Source organism: Corticimicrobacter sp. (assembly GCF_040137905.1).
GTDB lineage: Bacteria > Pseudomonadota > Gammaproteobacteria > Burkholderiales > Burkholderiaceae_B > Corticimicrobacter.
Window position 1 is genome coordinate 26,039 of the sequence record NZ_JBEFDG010000032.1, and the last position, 16,075, is coordinate 42,113.

Consider the following 16,075-nt stretch of genomic DNA (forward strand, 5'->3'; position numbering starts at 1 on the left):
GCGCGTCAGGCGCTGCTACTGGAAAACCCTTAGGGAAAATTTCCACTAACAGCAATATTATTTCGCATAAGAAAATTTTTTCCAAAACAGTACAGGCATGGCCTGTGCGCAGATGGTAGTTCACATGCAAATACTGGATCAAGCGCAAACCGAACGTCTCCTGCCATTCGATCGCCTGTTGGGGGCGCTCGAGGCTATGTTCGTCGAGGGTTGCAACGTGCCGCTTCGCCATAACCACCGTATCGGCAATCCTGGAGGCGAAGACGGTACGCTGCTGCTGATGCCGGCCTGGCAGGAAGGCAAGCGGCTGGGCCTGAAGACCGTTTCCATCTTTTCGGGCAACGGCGCGCATGCGCTGCCGGGCCTGCATTCCACTTACACCCTGTTCGATGGCGTCACCGGGCGGCCGTTGGCGGCACTTGATGGTGACGTGATCACGTCGCGCCGTACCGCGGCGGCTTCCGCACTGGCAGCGCGCTGGCTGAGCCGGCGTGATGCCCGTACCTTGTTGGTGGTGGGGTCGGGTCGGGTTGCCAGTTTGCTGGCCGACGCCTATCGCAGCGTGCGTCCCATCGAAACCGTGCTGGTCTGGAATCTGCATGAAGCCGGCGCACAGGCCCTGGTGGCGCGCCTGCAGGCTGCCGGCATCGATGCCCGTCACGCGCCGGACCTCGAAGCTGCTGCGCGTGAGGCAGACATTATCTCGTGCGCCACGCTGTCGACGGCACCGCTCATCAAGGGCGAATGGCTGCGTCCTGGCGTGCATCTGGATTTGATCGGCAGCTTTGCGCCGGCCATGCGCGAGAGCGATGACGAGTGTTTCCGCTGGGCCACGGTATTCGTGGATACCGACGAGGCCCCCATGAAGGCCGGCGACATTCTCGAACCCGTCAAGAGCGGTGCCTTCGATCCGCAGCAGATTGCCGCCACGCTCGAAGACCTGTGCCGGGGGCAGCATGCCGGGCGCAGCAGCGATACCGAAATCACGCTTTTCAAGGCCGTCGGTACGGCCCTGGAAGATCTTGCCGCCGCCACGCTGGCGTATGACGCCTGGCAACAGCAGCAACAACAGCCGGGCTGATGGCAGACCGGTAACCACACTATCCAGTTTCAAGGGGATGATGAAATGACGGCAACACAAACAGCCGCGCCACAGGCAAGGCGGGCGTCGGGGCGGCGGGTTCTATTGGCCAGCCTGACAGGCAGCTCGATCGAATGGTTCGACTATTTCCTGTACGGCACCACGGCCGCACTGGTGTTCAACAAACTGTTCTTCCCGACCTTCGATCCGGTGGTCGGGCTGATGCTGGCCTATCTGTCGTTTGCGCTGACTTTTTTCATCCGCCCGCTGGGTGGCCTGATTTTTGCCCATATCGGTGATCGGATCGGGCGCAAGAAAACTCTGGTGATCACGCTGTCGCTGATGGGCGGTGCCACGGTGGGGATCGGCCTGCTGCCGGGCTACGACACGATTGGCGTCTGGGCACCGATCCTGCTGGTGCTGCTGCGTCTGATCCAGGGGCTGGGTATCGGTGGTGAATGGGGCGGGGCACTGCTGCTCGCTTATGAATATGCAGCGCCGCAACGTCGTGGCCTGTTCGGCAGCGTGCCGCAGATGGGCGTGACCATCGGCATGTTGCTGGCCACTCTGGCCATGACGCTGATGAGCATGCTGCCGGATGAGCAGTTCATGAGCTGGGGCTGGCGCATTCCCTTCCTGGCGAGTGCCGGCCTGGTGTTCCTGGGCCTGTGGGTACGCAATGGTATCGATGAAACACCCGATTTCCAGAAGGCCAAGCAAGAGGGCAATGTGGCCAAGATGCCGCTGGCTGAAACCCTGCGCGACCACTGGCGTGAAGTGCTGATCGCCATCGGTGCCAAGGTTGTGGAAACGGCACCGTTCTACCTGTTCTCGACCTTCGTGGTCAGCTATGCGACGGGCAGCCTGAAGTATGAGCGCTTCGATGTGCTCAATGCCGTGACGGTGGCGACCCTGGTCACGACCTTCTGCATTCCGCTGATGGGCCTGTTGTCCGACTATGTCGGGCGGGTCAAGGTGTTCGTGGCGGGAGCCCTGGCGATGGCACTGTTCGCGGTACCGTATTTCATGCTGCTGGACATGCGTTCAACGACGGCCCTGATGGTGGCGACGGTCGTGGCCCTGGGCATCATCTGGGCACCGATCACGGCGGTGCTGGGCACGATGTTCTCCGAGATCTTCGCGACCCGGGTACGCTATACCGGCATTACGCTGGGCTACCAGATCGGTGCAGCCCTGGCCGGTGGTACGGCACCGCTGATCGCGACCTGGCTGATGAGCCGCTATGACGGTTCGTGGGTGCCGGTGGCGGTGTACATCATCGTGGCGGCGTTGATCTCGATCGCTGCGGTTTCGGCGGTGCGGGTGCGCAAGGTGGCGTAGTTGCCTTCACGCCCTGTCGCTGTACGGGGCTGGTTGCAATCAATGAATAAAGGCCAGCCATCGATCCGATGGCTGGCCTTTTTCGTGACACTGCGGGTAGGTATGCCCAGGCATCCGGCAGGATGCGCGAGGCAATCAGGCCCGTTTACTTCTGCACGGCTTCCAGAGCGATATTGAGCGTGACTTCATCACCCACGGCCGGCGCGAACTTGCCGGCGTTGAAGTCGGAACGCTTGATGACGGCCGTGGCGTTGGCACCGATCACGGGCTTTTTCATCATCGGGTGTTCCTTGGCGGTGAACGAATCCAGCTTCAGGGTGATCGGCTTGGTCACGCCCTTGATGGTCAGGTCGCCGTCGACCGAAACGGGGGTATCACCGTCGAAGTTGACCTTGGTCGACTTGAACGTGGCCGTCGGATAGGTAGCGGTGTCGAGGAAGTCGGCACCCTGGATGTGGCCGTTGAAGGCTTCGTGGCCGGTATCGACCGTGGTGGTATCGATGGTGATGTCGACCGTGCCGGTCTTGGCCGCCGGATCCAGCACGATGGTGCCGGTGGTGGTGTCGAAACGGTGGATCTGGGTGCTCAGGCCCAGGTGGTCGTACGAGAAGCGGGCCGCAGTATGCGAGCCTTCGACCTCATAGGTGGTGGGGGCGGCCAGTGCGGCGGCGGACAGGCCGGTTGCCAGTGCGGCGGCAAGCGTCAGGCGGGCAAAAGTCTTCTGCATGAGGGATGTCCTTGTTTAGGGGGGGTTATTGGCCGGCAGCGGCCGTGATGCGGAAAGAGACGTCGATGTCGTTGGCGACGATGTCGAAGGCGGCCCAGGCACCTTCGCCGATGGCAAAGTCGCCGCGCTTGAGGGTGAAGGCACCTTCGAATACACCCTGGCCGTTCTGCTCGGCAAAGGTGGCGGGCACGACTACAGGCAGGGACTTGCCCTTGATGGTCAGCGTGCCGCTGACTTCGTAGGCATGGTCTCCGGTCGTCTTGATCTGTTCGGACACAAAGCGTGCCGTGGGGAACTGGGCGACGTTGAACCAGGTGGGCGTGACCACTTCTTCGTCGGCCTCGTCGGAGCCGGCATCGATGCTGCCCAGCTCGACGTCCAGGGCAATCCTGCCCTGTTCGGGGGCGGCGGTGTCGAAGGACAGTTCGCCATTGAAGCGCTTGAACTGGCCGTCCATGGAGACGCCCATCTGGTTGTACTGGAAGCCGATCTTGCTGTCGGCAGGCAGCACCTGGCCGTATTGCGCGGCCTGCGCTGCGGGCAGCAGTGCGGCCAGCGACAGGGCCAGCAGGGTTTTCGTGGCGAGTGCCGGGATGGACTTCATGTCATTTCTCCTTGGATGAAGTGAACATCATGCGGGACAGAATCTGGTCCTTGTCGATGAACTGATGCTTGAGTGCCGCCAGAATGTGCAGTACGACCATTACGATCAGGGCGATATTGAGCGTGGCATGTACCTGTGCCAGCGATTTGCCCAGCTCGCGGTCACGCGCCAGCAGGTCGGGCAGCGGCAGGATGCCGAACCAGACGGTCTGAAAACCCATGGCCGAACTCATCAGCCAGCCGCTCAGGGGGATGCCCAGCATCAGCAGGTAGAGTGCGACATGGCCGCCATGCGCCGCCAGTCGTTCGAACGGACCCATGTGGTCGGGCAGGGCCGGTGGCGTATGGCCGGCACGCCAGGCCAGGCGGATGACGGCCAACAGGAATATGGTGATGCCCAGCCACTTGTGCCAGGAATAGACTTGCAGCTTGGTCGGGGAAAGCGGCATGGTCTGCATGTAGAAACCGAGGCCGACAAGGCCGGTCAGGAGCAGGGCCATCAGCCAGTGCAGGCTGCGGGCGGTACGGGTATAGCGTATCGTCATGGGCGGGAACTGGAGGGGAATCAGCGAAATGTATCAGAGGTGCTGTGTTTCGTTAAGTTCCCTGTCAGCATGGAGATGAAATATATTGTTCCAGAAATGGAGTCAATGCGGCAGGTTACTGCGCAAGTTGATCTCATTTCCTGAATTTTCTTAAATGGAAACGGGTAGAATTCCCATTTGCCCTTTCAAGTTTACAGAGGAAATTCGATGTCCGAACTGAAAAAACGGCTGCTGCTGCCGAATCTGACCCGTGTCGCCCTGTCGCTGGCCGTTGTGTCCGCGCTGGCTGCATGCCAGACCAATCCCGCCGTGGGTTCGCAGACGGCAGACCAGGGACCGCAGGTGGTCCGTGCCGCCGATGCGCTGCAGCAGGCTGCGCAACTGCGCCAGTCGTTGGTGCCGGGACTCTATGAAGTGACCTACGACGAGGCCCGTGGTGCCCTGTTCGTGGCGGCCACGCCCGATTTCGATCCCAAGTCGGCAGGTTTCCTGTATCGCCTGGATCCGGGCACGCTGCAGATCCTGCAGACGATCGAAGTGCCGCGTCGCACGTTTGCGCTGGGCCTCAACGGCAAGACCGGTGCGCTCTATGTGGGCAATACCATGGAGGGCTCGCTCTCGGTCGTCGACAGTCGCAACGGTGCCGTGCTGGGCGTGATCCAGCTGGCCCAGGCCGATGCCGAAGGCAACTATGACCATACCCGCAAGGTCATCATCGACGAACAGCACAACCGCGTTTTCGTGACCAGCCCCAACCAGCGTGGCACGGTCTGGATCATCGACGGTGCGACTGGACAATTGACCCATACCCTCGACAACGTCGGCAAGTGGGCCGCCGGCGCGGCCTATGATGCCGAACGCAATCGCCTGTACGTCAGCCATGGCGGCGATACCGGCGAGGTGGTGGCGGTGATCGATCCCGACAAGGGCGAGATCGTCGAGCGCTTCACCCTGTCCGACGGCAAGGAGCATTTCCTGATCAACAGCGCACTCGATGCGCAGGGTCAGCGCCTGTTCGCTGCCGATGGCAACGCCGATGGCCTGCTGGTCTTCAACACGGTCAATGGCGAACTGCTGCGCAGTGTTCCGGTCGGCGTGGGCGTGCTCGACGTGATCTACAACCCGACCCGCAACGAGATCTACGTCACCAACCGCGGCGTGTCACGCGAGAAGCCCGAGGGCACCGGCAAGGTGACCGTGATCGATGGCGCGAGCTATGCCGTCAAGCGCGTGATCGACCTGCCCGTGCATCCCAACTCGCTGGCCCTGAGCCCTGACCAGCAGACCCTGTTCGTCACGGTCAAGGCTCCGCATGGCGACAAGCATCCGGCGGCCCGCAAGGGTTCCGTCGACAGCGTGGTGCGCATCTCGCTGCAATAAGCCAGCCAGTTATTTCCGCCCCAGTACCGGGGCGGCGACGGCTCAAGAAAAGCCCGGTATCGCAATGATGCGATACCGGGCTTTTTTCTGTCAGTTCCGGGAACGGCAGTGATGCGCTGCCTGCTCGCGTCAGGCCATGAATGTCAGGATGAAGTTGAAGATCACGGCGGCTGCCAGCCCGATGGGGGCGGCCTGGAATAGTAGCCGGGGGAACATCTCGGCGCGGCCCTTGTCGGTCGGGCAGGCTCCCAGCAGCAGGCTGCCACCGGAGGCGAACGGTGACACCGACGTAGCCTGCGAGCCGACCACGATGGCGATGAACAGGATCATCGGATCAATCGACAGCGAAGAGGCGATCGGAGGCACGATCGGGAACAGGGCCGGAGTGACCACGCCCAGCGTGCTGGCGAACAGCGACATGGTAGCGGCGATCACGCCTATTGCCACCGGCACCAGCCAGGTGGGGATGGTGGTGCCGATCCAGGAGGCCAGCAGGTCAATGGTGCCGGCCTTGATGGCAATCGAGATCAGCATGCCGACGCCGCAGATCATGAGCAGCGTGTTCCAGGGGACGGTTGCCATGACCTTGCGCTCGTTGCCGAGCTTGAGCAGCAGCGCGATGACCGAAAATACGCTGGCAATCAGACCGATGTCCACGCGCGAATTGACGAAGCGCAGTGTGGCATTGTCGGGTGCAATCAGCAAGGCGACCGGCGGCAGCAGTACCAGTACCATCATTGCCACAGTCAGCAGCAGGGTGGTTTTCTGTTCGCGGGTCAGTTGCTCGGGTTTCTGGATAGAGAAGTTGGCGCTGGCGATGGCACGGCGGTGGCCGGTGAAGAACACGAAGATGGTGATCACCACGAGCGGGATGATCATGGTGCTGACGAAGATGCCCAGGCTGTTGAGCATGGCAGTTTCTTCCGGTACGCCGGCATTGCCCATCAGGCTGCGGAAAATCACTCCGCTCTGGCTGGAGACGAAGTTGGCTCCGGCCAGGGCACCATAGTTGGCCGACATGCCGCCGATGATCAGATTCATCTTCGTCTTTTCGCACAGCAGCAGCGTCAGCGGTGCCATGAAGGCCAGTACCGTGTAATAGCCGGCTCCCAGTGCGGCGATCAGTGTGGCGGTCAGAAAAATGGCATAGGGCAGCAGGTGCGGAAAGCGCCGGCAACTGTAGAGCAGGTGTTCGGACAGTCGCTCCAGTGTGCCGTTGACGATGGCAAAGCCATAGAACAGGCAGACCGCAAAGATCACGAAGAAGATCTTGAGCGGCCACAGGGCGATCACTTCGCCGGGCTTCATGCCCATGACGAAGCAGCCGATAATGTAGGCGAAGGCAATCGAGAACAGACCGATGTTGATATTGGTCCGGTATCCCAGTGCAATCGCCAGCACGATGGCAGAGATTACAAGCAGGCTCATCATGGCAGGTGTCTCCTCATGGGCCCGTGCGTTCAGCAGTTGTCGAAATGGAAAATACGGGCGGGATTATCCACCAGAATCTTCTGCCGTTCTGCTGTATCCGGCACCATGGCCTTGAACAGGTCAACCTGTTGTGCGTAGGACGTCTTGTCTTCGAAGCGCGTGTGCGGCCAGTCGCTGCCCCACAGGAAATGATCGCTGTGGCCGTAGGCGGCCCGCAGTCGGGCCAGCAGGTCGGCTGCCTGCGTGGCATCGGACTGGCTGCGGTAAGGGGCAGACAGCTTGATCCAGATGTTCGAATCCGGCAGCAGGTTCAGGAATGCCTGCAATTGTGCGGCATGTTCCGGAGCGTACGAGGGCAGCCCGAAATGATCGACGATCACGGCGACACCCGACTGGCCGATGGCCGGCAGGATCGCGGGCAGGTCGGTCATGCCGCGCTGGATCTCCACGGACCAGTGCCGGCGTGCCAGGCGTCCGAAAAAGGCCTGCCAGGCCGCATCGGTGTAATCGGCCAGCGGTTGGCCGACGAGATTCAGACGCACGCCCACCACACCGCCATGTTCCAGAACGTCGAGTTCGGCTTCGCCGATGGCGGGATCGACCACGGCCGTGCCGCGCAGGACGCCGGGGTGGTGCGCCAGTGCGTCGAGCATGAAACTGTTGTCGGTACCCAGAAAACTGGGTTGAACCAGAACGCCATGGGACAGTCCGTTCTCGCGCATATTGCCGATGAAGGTATCGACCAGGGCGTCGTAGCCGGGGGCATAGCGGCGATCGGCCGTCATGGGCAGGTCGGGGCGGAAAATATGGGCGTGGGTGTCGATCCCGGAGATGTTGGGCATGAGCGTTGTCACCTGCAATGTCTTTGTTATTTAGAGAATCCTGAGCGGATTTTTTGAAATCATATATTCATATATATGACCGTAGGAATATACGTTTTGCTGTGCCACACTGTCAAATGCTGCGGCAGGTCCAGGTCAGTGCTAAATTCCCTGTTTTCAGTGCTGGAATCACGCATGAAATCGCCTCTCCCAGACGCGGTCGATGACCGCTTGCCCCGCTATCACCGTTTGCGAGACGATCTCAAGGGCCGGATCGCTGCAGGTGCCTGGCGGCCAGATGAACCGATACCGACGGAAATCGAACTGGCCCGGACCTATGGCGTGGCGATCGGTACGGTGCGCAAGGCTGTCGATATGCTGGTGCAGGAAGGCCTGTTGCTGCGCAGCCAGGGGCGGGGCACGTTTCTGCGCCGGCCGCGCTTTGACCGGTCGTTTTTCCGTTTTTTCCGGCAGGTCGATGCCGCTGGCGTGCGTTCAGTACCGGTCAGCCGCATCCTGTCGCAGGCAGTCGAACAACCCGGAGAACGGGTCCGGCAGGCATTGGGGTTGGCACCGGAACAGTCGGTGTTGCGACTCAAGCGCCGTCGCAGCATGGAAGCGGGTAGCGTGATCCATGAGGATATCTGGTTGCCTGCAGACCGCTTTGTCGCATTGCAGGCGTTGCAGCCAGACGAGTATGGCAATCTGCTGTATCCGCTGTACGAGGAAAAATGCGGGGAAATCGTGGCATCGGCCCGCGAGACGCTGACGATAGAGCCCGCTGATGCTGTGCTTGCCGCTGAGCTTGGCATCGAGGCCGGTAAGCCGGTGGCCGTTATCGAGCGGATTGCACTGGGCTACGACCAGTTGCCGATCGAGTATCGGCTGTCACGCGGAGCGGCGGAGCATTTCCGCTATCAGATCGATATTGCCTGATATGTGGGGGAAGCTGTGCGCGTCCCCCGTCTGTACGTTTCAACCGGCTTTCTTCACGCCAAAGCAGTGCTCCAGCCCCGGAAAGGCCTGGGTACGCACTTCTTCGGCATATTGCGCGGCCGCTTCGCCGATCTGGGCACCGATGTCCGCATAGCGCTTGGCAAAGCGCGGGATGGTCGCGCCACTCAGGCCCAGGATGTCTTCGGTGACCAGTACCTGCCCATCGCAGCCAGGCGAGGCACCGATGCCGATGGTCGGAATGGCGAGCGCCTCGGTGATGCGCCGTGCCAGCGGCTCGGCGATGCCTTCCAGCACCACGCCGAAGGCCCCGGCCTCGGCATGCGCCTGGGCATCGGCCAGGATGCGTGCTGCGGCTTCGTCGTTCATGCCCTGGGCCTTGAAGCCGCCCATGGTATTGACGTACTGAGGCATCAGGCCGACATGGGCCAGCACCGGTACGCCGCGTGCCACCAGGAAAGCCACGGTCGGTGCCAGTGCCGCGCCGCCTTCAAGCTTGACTGCTGCCGCGCCGCTGTGCGCCATCATGTGGGCCGCGTTGCGAAACGCCTGCTCGGGGGACTCCTGGTAGCTGCCGAAAGGCATGTCCACCACCACGGCACTGCGTTGCGTGGCACGGACCACTGCGGCTGTGTGCGCCGTCATCTGTTCGACGCTGATGGTCAGCGTATCGGGCAGGCCATAGCCCACCATGGCCGTGGAGTCGCCCACCAGGATGAAATCCAGGTGCGGATCGATGGCACGCGCGATCGGCGCGATGTAGGCGGTCAGGGCAGCGATCTTGCGCTGGCCCTTGAGCGCCACCAGTTGCGGGATGGTCGTGCGGCGGATGTCGGTGTGTATGCTCATGGCGGGACAGCATACCCGTCCCGCGCCGGAGCGCACAAGAGGCGTTTTCCTTCAGAAGCGGTATGTCATGGTGGCCAGCACGGTGCGTGGCTGCCCAGGCATGCTGGTCGAGCGCCAGTACTCCCGGTCGGCCAGATTGGTGACGGCCAGACTCGCCTGCCAGGCTGCCTCGCGCCAGCCGATCATGGCGTCCCAGCGGGTATAGCCGGGCAGTTTTTCCGTATTGGGAATGTCGATCCAGCGTGCGTCCACATAGGTCAGTCCGGTTTCGGCAAAAAATCCGGTTTGTGGCGCGTAGGTCAGGAACAGGCTACCGTTGCGTCGACCGGTTCCGCTCTTGTACTGGTTTTCGCGGTCGGGTGAGCTGGCGTCTTCGACCACCTTGGCTGACTGCAGGCCGATGCCGCCGCGCACGTACCAGTTGGTGGCAATCCTGCCCGACAGGCTGAATTCCATGCCCTGGGTACGTTCCTTGCCGGCCACCTCCCAGCGATCCGGCTCATTGATGGAGTCAGGGCGATAACGGATGTTGTAGCGTTCCAGCTGGAAGAGCGACAGTTGGGTCGACAGATTGCCGTCCAGCCATTCGCTCTTGAGGCCGGTCTCGTATTGCCGGGTGTATTCGGGATCGGTGTTGTAGACCGCGGTCTGATCGACGCTGACACTCAGCAATCCGGAGCCACCATAGGGGGTGAAGGTCTTGCCGTAAGACACATACAAGCTGTGTTCGGGCACGGGTTGCCAGATCAGGCCGATACGTGGGCTGGTGGTGGTCCCTTCATACGAGCGGCTCTGGCCTGACAACTGGTTGCGTGACCGAAAGCGGAACTGTTCGGTACGCAGGCCCAGCAGGACTTTCCATTCGGGGGTCAGGCTGATCAGATCCTGCAGGTAGATAGCCCTGGCATGGGCCTGGTGGCGATTTTCCTGTGTGGCGGTGCCCTGGGGGGGCTTGGGGAGCCAGACCGGATTATCGATGTCGATAGGATCAATAAGACCGCGCTGCGTGGCCAGACTGGGGCGGCGCTGTTCATGCGAATAGTCCAGACCGACCAGCAGGTCGTGTGCCATGCCGGCCAGTTCGAACTGGCCGGTCAGGTCGAGGTTGGTCGTGAGCGTGGTGTTATCGGTTTGCTGCCAGGCCCGTAGCCGGCCCTGCAGTGTGTCGCGGCCTTGCAAGGCTGCAGGTTGAGAGCAAGATGCGCCGGAGGTCTGATTGACCCCGTCGGCACTGCAGAAAAAGCCGCTGTACAGGTGGTCGAAGTTCTGGGACTGCTTGCGATGCCCGACCACCCAGCGCAGCGCCCAGTTGTCGTTGAAGGCGTACTTCATGTCCGAGCGGAAATAGCGCAGCCTGTCTTCGGCATAATCATCGGGGTGGGCGAAAGCGCGCCGGATCGACAGCCCGGAGGGCAGGTTGTCGTAGGCCAGCCCGCGGTCCGGCACACGCCAGGCTTCGTCGTGGGTGTATTGCAGCAGCCAACTGAAATTGTCGTGGTTGTCGAACAGAATGCTGGGCGAGACCATCCGGTTGCGATAGCGGATGTCATCCCGGAAACTGTGGCCGTTCTCGGCATCGGCGGTCAGACGCACTGCGATATTCGGGTGTACGACCTCGTTGATGTCGAGCGTACCGCCGGCTGTTTGCCACGAACCGCCACGCAGCGTGACTGAACTGCCCAGGTCGAAGCGGGCCTGTTTGCTGATCTGGTTGACGATGCCGCCGCCGCTGCCACGACCATAGAGTACCGATGCGGGGCCTTTCAGGACCTCGACCCGTTCGATATTGGCCGTGCTGTGGCGGATCTGGCCACTGGCGCGGATGCCATCCAGGTAAATATCGTTCGACGATGCCTCGAAACCCCGGATCATGATGGAGTCGGCCCGCATGTCTGGTTGCGTGTCGATGTTGGGGATGCCTGCCAGCATCGTGCTCAGTTCGTTGATGCCGTAGTCCTTGGCCCGCTGCGTGTCCACAAAGTCCAGCGTCTGGGGAATATCCATGGGGTTGAGGGCTGTTCGGGTGGCCGTGGTGACCAGCCCGGGGCGCACGTCGAACACGTCCTGCTGGCCGTGCACATGGACGGCCGACAGTTGCGAGACGGTTGCCGTATCGCGTGCCGGTGCGATCGTGAAGATGCGCTCATCGCTGCTGTCGACACGCAGGCTGCTGCCCTGCAGCAGGCGCTCCAGCGCCTGGCGAGGCGTATGCTGGCCTGTCAGTGCCGGTGCGTTCAGACTGGCCGGAATGCTGTCCACATAGAGGATCTGGATGCCGCTTTGCTGGGCGACGGCCTGGATGGCGGCGCTCAAGGGTTGGGCGGGAATGGCAAAGGTCTGGGCGGCCTGCTGTGCATGGGCCTGGACGGACAGCGTGGATGCGCCGGCCAGTGCCAGGGCGCAGATTGCGCTGTGGGCCGGTGGAAAGAAGCGAGACACGGAAACAACCTCCCTGGGTGAATCAAGATGCGATGTGGGAGTAAGCCGTTTCTGGCTGCTAGAGTGCCAACCTGAATTTACAAATTATTTCATTTTGCCGGACGGCGACGGATATCAAGACTGCCGTCGGATTGCTTTTGCACGGCCAGCGGTGCGATACGGGGCAGGAAGGCCAGGATATCCTCGAGATTGCCGAGTTCAAACTGTCCGGTGATCGGCAGGGTTGCCAGGCTGTTGTCGTGCAGGCGGATCGGTGCCTGCCGGTAACGCTGGATTTCGGATAGCACCGTGCCCAACGGTGTCTGGCGGAACAGCAGTTTGCCGTCGCGCCATGCCAGCCGGTCTGGATCGGCATCGCGGTGTGTGGTGTGCGTGCCGGCCTGTGTCAGGCGCAGGGCATCCTGTTCACGCAGGATGTGGCGTCGACCCTGGGCATCCAGCACATCGACACGTCCCTCCAATACCATGACGCCGATCTGTGCGCCCAGGTCCGTATGACGCACGGCAAAGACCGTACCGATATCTTCAATCAGTACCGGCCCGGCCTGCACCGTAAAGCTGCGCAGCGCGGAGTGGGCGGCGGTGAAGATGGCCTCGCCCTGCTCCAGTGTGAATTCCCGGGAAAACAGCCGATAGCGCACTGCAATGCGGCTATCGGTATTGAGTGCCAGTGTGCTGCCATCCGAGAGTGTCCAGTGTCCGCGCTGGCCGATGCGCATCTGCAGGGTGTGCTGTTCCAGAACCGGATTCCAGAGCCGCAGGCCGGTGGCCAGGATTGCCAGCAGCGTCAGGCTGGCGGCGGCTGTCAGGCGTCGCTTGCGGCGACGCGCACGGCGCAGGATTTCATCCGGGGTGGGCAGAACCAGACGCAGGGTCTCCAGATAGGGTTGCAAGGCCTCCTGAGCGACAGGCTCGCTGGTGATGGGCGGCGAGGCATGGCCGGATACGGGACCACCGGTTGCAGGCTCAGGCCGCATGGTCGAGCACTTCCCGTATGGCGGCATGGGCGCGTTCAAGGTGCCGGGCGACCATGGTGCGCGATATGCCCAGCATGTCTGCGACCCGGGTCTGCGGAACCTGATGCAGCACATGCAGTGAAAAGACCTCCTGGCAGCGCAATGGCAGGCTGGCCAGGCACTGGATCAGGCGGGCCTCGGTCTGCAGGCTTTCCAGCGCTTCGTGTGGGTTGGGCGTGGCTTCGGGTTGCAGCCAGTGCTGTGCGGCGGGTTGTTCGAGCGCTGCCTGGCGGGCACGCTGGCTGCGCCAGTGATCGATGGCCTGGTGCGTGGCCAGGCGGTAGAGAAAGGCGCGGGGTTGGCGAATGGCCTGTCGTGGCGTGGTCAGCAGGTCGACGCTGACATCCTGAACCACATCCTGCGCAAAATGCCGACAGCCAAAGCGTGTCTGGATGTGGCCGACCAGCGCATCATAGTGGCGGATCAGGGCTGCCAGGATGGGCGTTGCGGTAGGTGTGGACATCGGAAACACGATTGAATTGTTCCGACGATTTTAGCATTAATAATGGTTATTATTACTGATTTGGTGTGATACCTGCATAACCCTCGGGGCTATGCATCTCTTCGCTGCAGCGGCAGCCGCCCCTGCTTGAGCTGGCGCAGTACGAAACTGGACTTGCTGTGGCGGATGCCCGGGATCAGATAGAGCCGTTCGCGCAGCAGCCGCTCATAGTCACGCGTATCGCGCACGGCGATGCGGATGTAATAGTCGTAGTCGCCCGACACCAGATAGGCCTCCAGCACCTCCGGGATATCGGCCAGGGCGCGGCCGAATTCGTAGAGTGTCTGCTCACTGTGGTCATCCAGCGTGACATGCACGATCACCGTGTCCTGATAGCCCAGTTGGGCAGGGTCGAGATCGACGGTATAGCCCCGGATCACGCCAGCCTGTTCCATGCGCTTGATGCGGTTCCAGCAGGGCGTGGATGACAGTCCGACCTCGGCACCGATCTCGCTCAGACTGGCTCGGGCATTGCGTTGCAGGGACGCCAGGATGGCCAGATCAAACTTGTCCAGATTCATTTTCTTTAAAAGTGATTTTTTGAAGAAAGATTTCCTATTTTATGGCGAAAACTGGAGAAATAAAGGATGCCTATTCTGCGGCTGCACAGATACGATATCCGGCATGAACAGTTCCCGTGATCTCCAGCTCAGAACCGGCGCCCAGGCGCTGCTCGATCAACTCGTCGCCCTTGGGGTCGATACCATTTTCGGCTATCCGGGGGGGGCTGTATTGCCGCTTTATGATGCGCTGCATGCCGAGCCCAGGCTGCGCCATGTTCTGGTGCGCCATGAACAGGCTGCCGTTCACGCCGCAGAAGGCTATGCGCGCAGCACGGGGCGGACCGGTGTGGTTTTGGTTACGTCTGGTCCCGGCATGGCCAATACCGTGTCCGGGCTGCTCGATGCCATGTGTGATTCGGTCCCGGTGCTGTGCATCAGCGGCCAGGTCTCGACGGCGGTGATCGGCACCGATGCCTTCCAGGAGTGTGATGCGGTGGGGATTTCCCGGCCCGTGACCAAGTGGAATACGCAGATCCGCTCGACCTCCGATGTTGCCAGGGTGATCGAGCGCGCCTATGCGCTGACGCGTCAGGGGCGGCCGGGTCCGGTGCTGGTCGATGTGCCCAAGGATGTGCAGCAGGGGCGTGCCCCGCAGCGTGCCGGCTATGGACGGGGGCGGCAGGAGGCAGCACCCCGCCTGCCGCGTGGCGGCCTGACGCGAGCGGCAGAGCTGATCGCAGCGGCCCGGCGGCCCGTATTCTATGGGGGGGGCGGTCTGATCCAGTCCGGACCTCAGGCCTGCGCGGATTTCACCGCCCTGGTACGGCGTGTCGGGGCACCTTGCACGCTGACCCTGATGGGGCTGGGAGCCTATCCGCCTGACGATGGCCAGTTCCTGGGCATGCTGGGCATGCACGGTACGCTGGAGGCCAATCTCGCCATGCATGAGGCCGATCTGGTGGTCTGCGTCGGTGCCCGCTTCGATGACCGCATTACCGGTCGCCTGGATGCCTTCTGTCCGGGTGCGCAGAAAATCCACATCGATATCGATCCGACGTCGATCAACAAGGTGGTGCCTGTCGATGTGGCCCTGGTGGGCGATTGCGGGCAGATGCTGCTGGGCCTGGCGGCGGCGCTCGAGCCGTTCTGGCCTGCACTGGAGGCTGAACCGCAGCGGCTGGCCGGCTGGTGGGGCAGGATAGCCACATGGCGCGCGCAACAGTGTCTGGCCGTGCCTGAAAATGACCAGCACATCCTGCCGCAGGCGCTGATGCAGTCGCTGGACCGGGCATTGGCGGGGCGCGATGCCGTGGTTTCCACCGATGTCGGTCAGCACCAGATGTGGGCGGCACAGCACCTCTCGGTGCGAGGGCCGGGGCGCTGGCTGACGTCCGGCGGTGCGGGCACCATGGGGTATGGCCTGCCGGCGGCCATCGGTGCGCAGATTGCCCATCCGGCACGCACCGTGGTGTGCGTCAGCGGTGATGCCTCGATCATGATGAATATCCAGGAACTGGCCACGGCCAGCCAGCATGCCGTACCGGTCAAGGTGGTGCTCTGCAACAACGGCTACATGGGCATGGTCCGACAGTGGCAGGAGCTGATTCATGGCGGGCGCTACAGCCACAGCCAGCATGTGGCGCAGCCCGATTTCGTGCAGTTGGCGCAGGCTTTCGGCTGGGCTGCAGAACGTGTGTCCGATCCGGCCATGCTTGCAGCGGCACTGCAGCGGTGCCTGGATCATCCGGGGGCCTATTTCCTGGATGTCTGCGTGGCTGACCAGGAAAACTGCTTTCCGATGATGCCGGCAGGCGTGGGACACAACGAGATCATGCTGGACGCAGAGACCTGGTTCCGGGCGCACCCTGTGCCGTAGCGGGAAA

General features: G+C 62.1%; 15 protein-coding genes. 5 read left to right on the top strand and 10 right to left on the bottom strand.

The features are described from left to right. Window positions 1-124 precede the first annotated feature (124 nt). Window positions 125-1,081 (top strand): bifunctional Delta(1)-pyrroline-2-carboxylate/Delta(1)-piperideine-2-carboxylate reductase, encoded by a 957-nt coding sequence (lhpI, locus tag ABN482_RS05425; RefSeq protein WP_349503030.1) that lies wholly within the window; start codon window positions 125-127, stop codon window positions 1,079-1,081. 45 nt (window positions 1,082-1,126) lie between these two features. Continuing rightward, the gene (locus ABN482_RS05430) at window positions 1,127-2,422 is read left to right on the top strand and encodes an MFS transporter (protein ID WP_349503031.1); all 1,296 of its coding nucleotides are present in this window, start codon (window positions 1,127-1,129) and stop codon (window positions 2,420-2,422) included. A gap of 145 nt (window positions 2,423-2,567) precedes the next feature. Here ABN482_RS05430 and ABN482_RS05435 read toward each other — a convergent pair whose 3' ends face one another. The 3 genes from ABN482_RS05435 to ABN482_RS05445 are packed head-to-tail and all read right to left on the bottom strand — an operon-like array spanning window position 2,568 to window position 4,297. Continuing rightward, on the bottom strand, window positions 2,568-3,149 hold the full coding sequence (locus ABN482_RS05435) for a YceI family protein (protein ID WP_109062328.1): 582 nt from the start codon (window positions 3,147-3,149) through the stop codon (window positions 2,568-2,570). 25 nt (window positions 3,150-3,174) lie between these two features. Continuing rightward, the gene (locus ABN482_RS05440) at window positions 3,175-3,753 is read right to left on the bottom strand and encodes a YceI family protein (protein WP_349503032.1); all 579 of its coding nucleotides are present in this window, start codon (window positions 3,751-3,753) and stop codon (window positions 3,175-3,177) included. Window position 3,754: 1 nt separating this feature from the next. Continuing rightward, window positions 3,755-4,297: a cytochrome b gene (locus tag ABN482_RS05445; RefSeq protein ID WP_349503033.1), complete on the bottom strand. Its 543-nt coding sequence runs from the start codon at window positions 4,295-4,297 to the stop codon at window positions 3,755-3,757. A gap of 207 nt (window positions 4,298-4,504) precedes the next feature. On the opposite strand from ABN482_RS05445, the gene ABN482_RS05450 reads away from it, so the two are divergent. Continuing rightward, window positions 4,505-5,677, top strand: a complete 1,173-nt coding sequence (locus ABN482_RS05450; protein ID WP_349503034.1) for a YncE family protein — start codon at window positions 4,505-4,507, stop codon at window positions 5,675-5,677. Window positions 5,678-5,806: 129 nt separating this feature from the next. On the opposite strand, the gene ABN482_RS05455 is transcribed toward ABN482_RS05450, so the two are convergent. Together ABN482_RS05455 and ABN482_RS05460 are read right to left on the bottom strand one after the other, a co-directional pair. Beyond that, the gene (locus ABN482_RS05455; protein WP_349503035.1) at window positions 5,807-7,108 is read right to left on the bottom strand and encodes an SLC13 family permease; all 1,302 of its coding nucleotides are present in this window, start codon (window positions 7,106-7,108) and stop codon (window positions 5,807-5,809) included. A gap of 29 nt (window positions 7,109-7,137) precedes the next feature. Next, window positions 7,138-7,950 carry an amidohydrolase family protein gene (locus ABN482_RS05460; protein WP_349503036.1) on the bottom strand — a complete coding sequence of 271 codons (813 nt, stop codon included), beginning with the start codon at window positions 7,948-7,950 and terminating at the stop codon, window positions 7,138-7,140. A 174-nt stretch (window positions 7,951-8,124) separates the two neighbouring features. On the opposite strand from ABN482_RS05460, the gene ABN482_RS05465 reads away from it, so the two are divergent. After that, the gene (locus ABN482_RS05465) at window positions 8,125-8,865 is read left to right on the top strand and encodes a GntR family transcriptional regulator (protein WP_349503037.1); all 741 of its coding nucleotides are present in this window, start codon (window positions 8,125-8,127) and stop codon (window positions 8,863-8,865) included. Between the two features lie 39 nt (window positions 8,866-8,904). Here the strand turns inward: ABN482_RS05465 and panB are convergent, their stop codons facing one another. The 5 genes from panB to ABN482_RS05490 all read right to left on the bottom strand — a co-directional run bounded on the left by panB (window position 8,905) and on the right by ABN482_RS05490 (window position 14,210). Next, a complete protein-coding gene (gene panB, locus ABN482_RS05470) occupies window positions 8,905-9,732 on the bottom strand; it encodes a 3-methyl-2-oxobutanoate hydroxymethyltransferase (protein WP_349503038.1) in 828 nt (275 codons plus the stop codon). 51 nt (window positions 9,733-9,783) lie between these two features. Beyond that, a complete protein-coding gene (locus ABN482_RS05475) occupies window positions 9,784-12,171 on the bottom strand; it encodes a TonB-dependent siderophore receptor (protein ID WP_349503039.1) in 2,388 nt (795 codons plus the stop codon). An 89-nt stretch (window positions 12,172-12,260) separates the two neighbouring features. After that, window positions 12,261-13,148, bottom strand: coding sequence for a FecR family protein (locus ABN482_RS05480; protein WP_349503040.1), 888 nt, complete (start codon window positions 13,146-13,148; stop codon window positions 12,261-12,263). Next, window positions 13,138-13,650, bottom strand: a complete 513-nt coding sequence (locus tag ABN482_RS05485) for an RNA polymerase sigma factor (protein WP_349503041.1) — start codon at window positions 13,648-13,650, stop codon at window positions 13,138-13,140. The genes ABN482_RS05480 and ABN482_RS05485 overlap by 11 nt, the downstream gene beginning before the upstream one ends. Before the next feature lie 89 nt (window positions 13,651-13,739). After that, entirely contained in the window at window positions 13,740-14,210 is a 471-nt protein-coding gene (locus ABN482_RS05490; protein WP_349503042.1) for an Lrp/AsnC family transcriptional regulator, read from the bottom strand. A 103-nt stretch (window positions 14,211-14,313) separates the two neighbouring features. Here ABN482_RS05490 and ilvB point away from each other — a divergent pair, with 103 nt between their 5' ends. Then, window positions 14,314-16,068, top strand: coding sequence for a biosynthetic-type acetolactate synthase large subunit (ilvB, locus tag ABN482_RS05495; RefSeq protein WP_349503043.1), 1,755 nt, complete (start codon window positions 14,314-14,316; stop codon window positions 16,066-16,068). Window positions 16,069-16,075 lie beyond the last annotated feature (7 nt).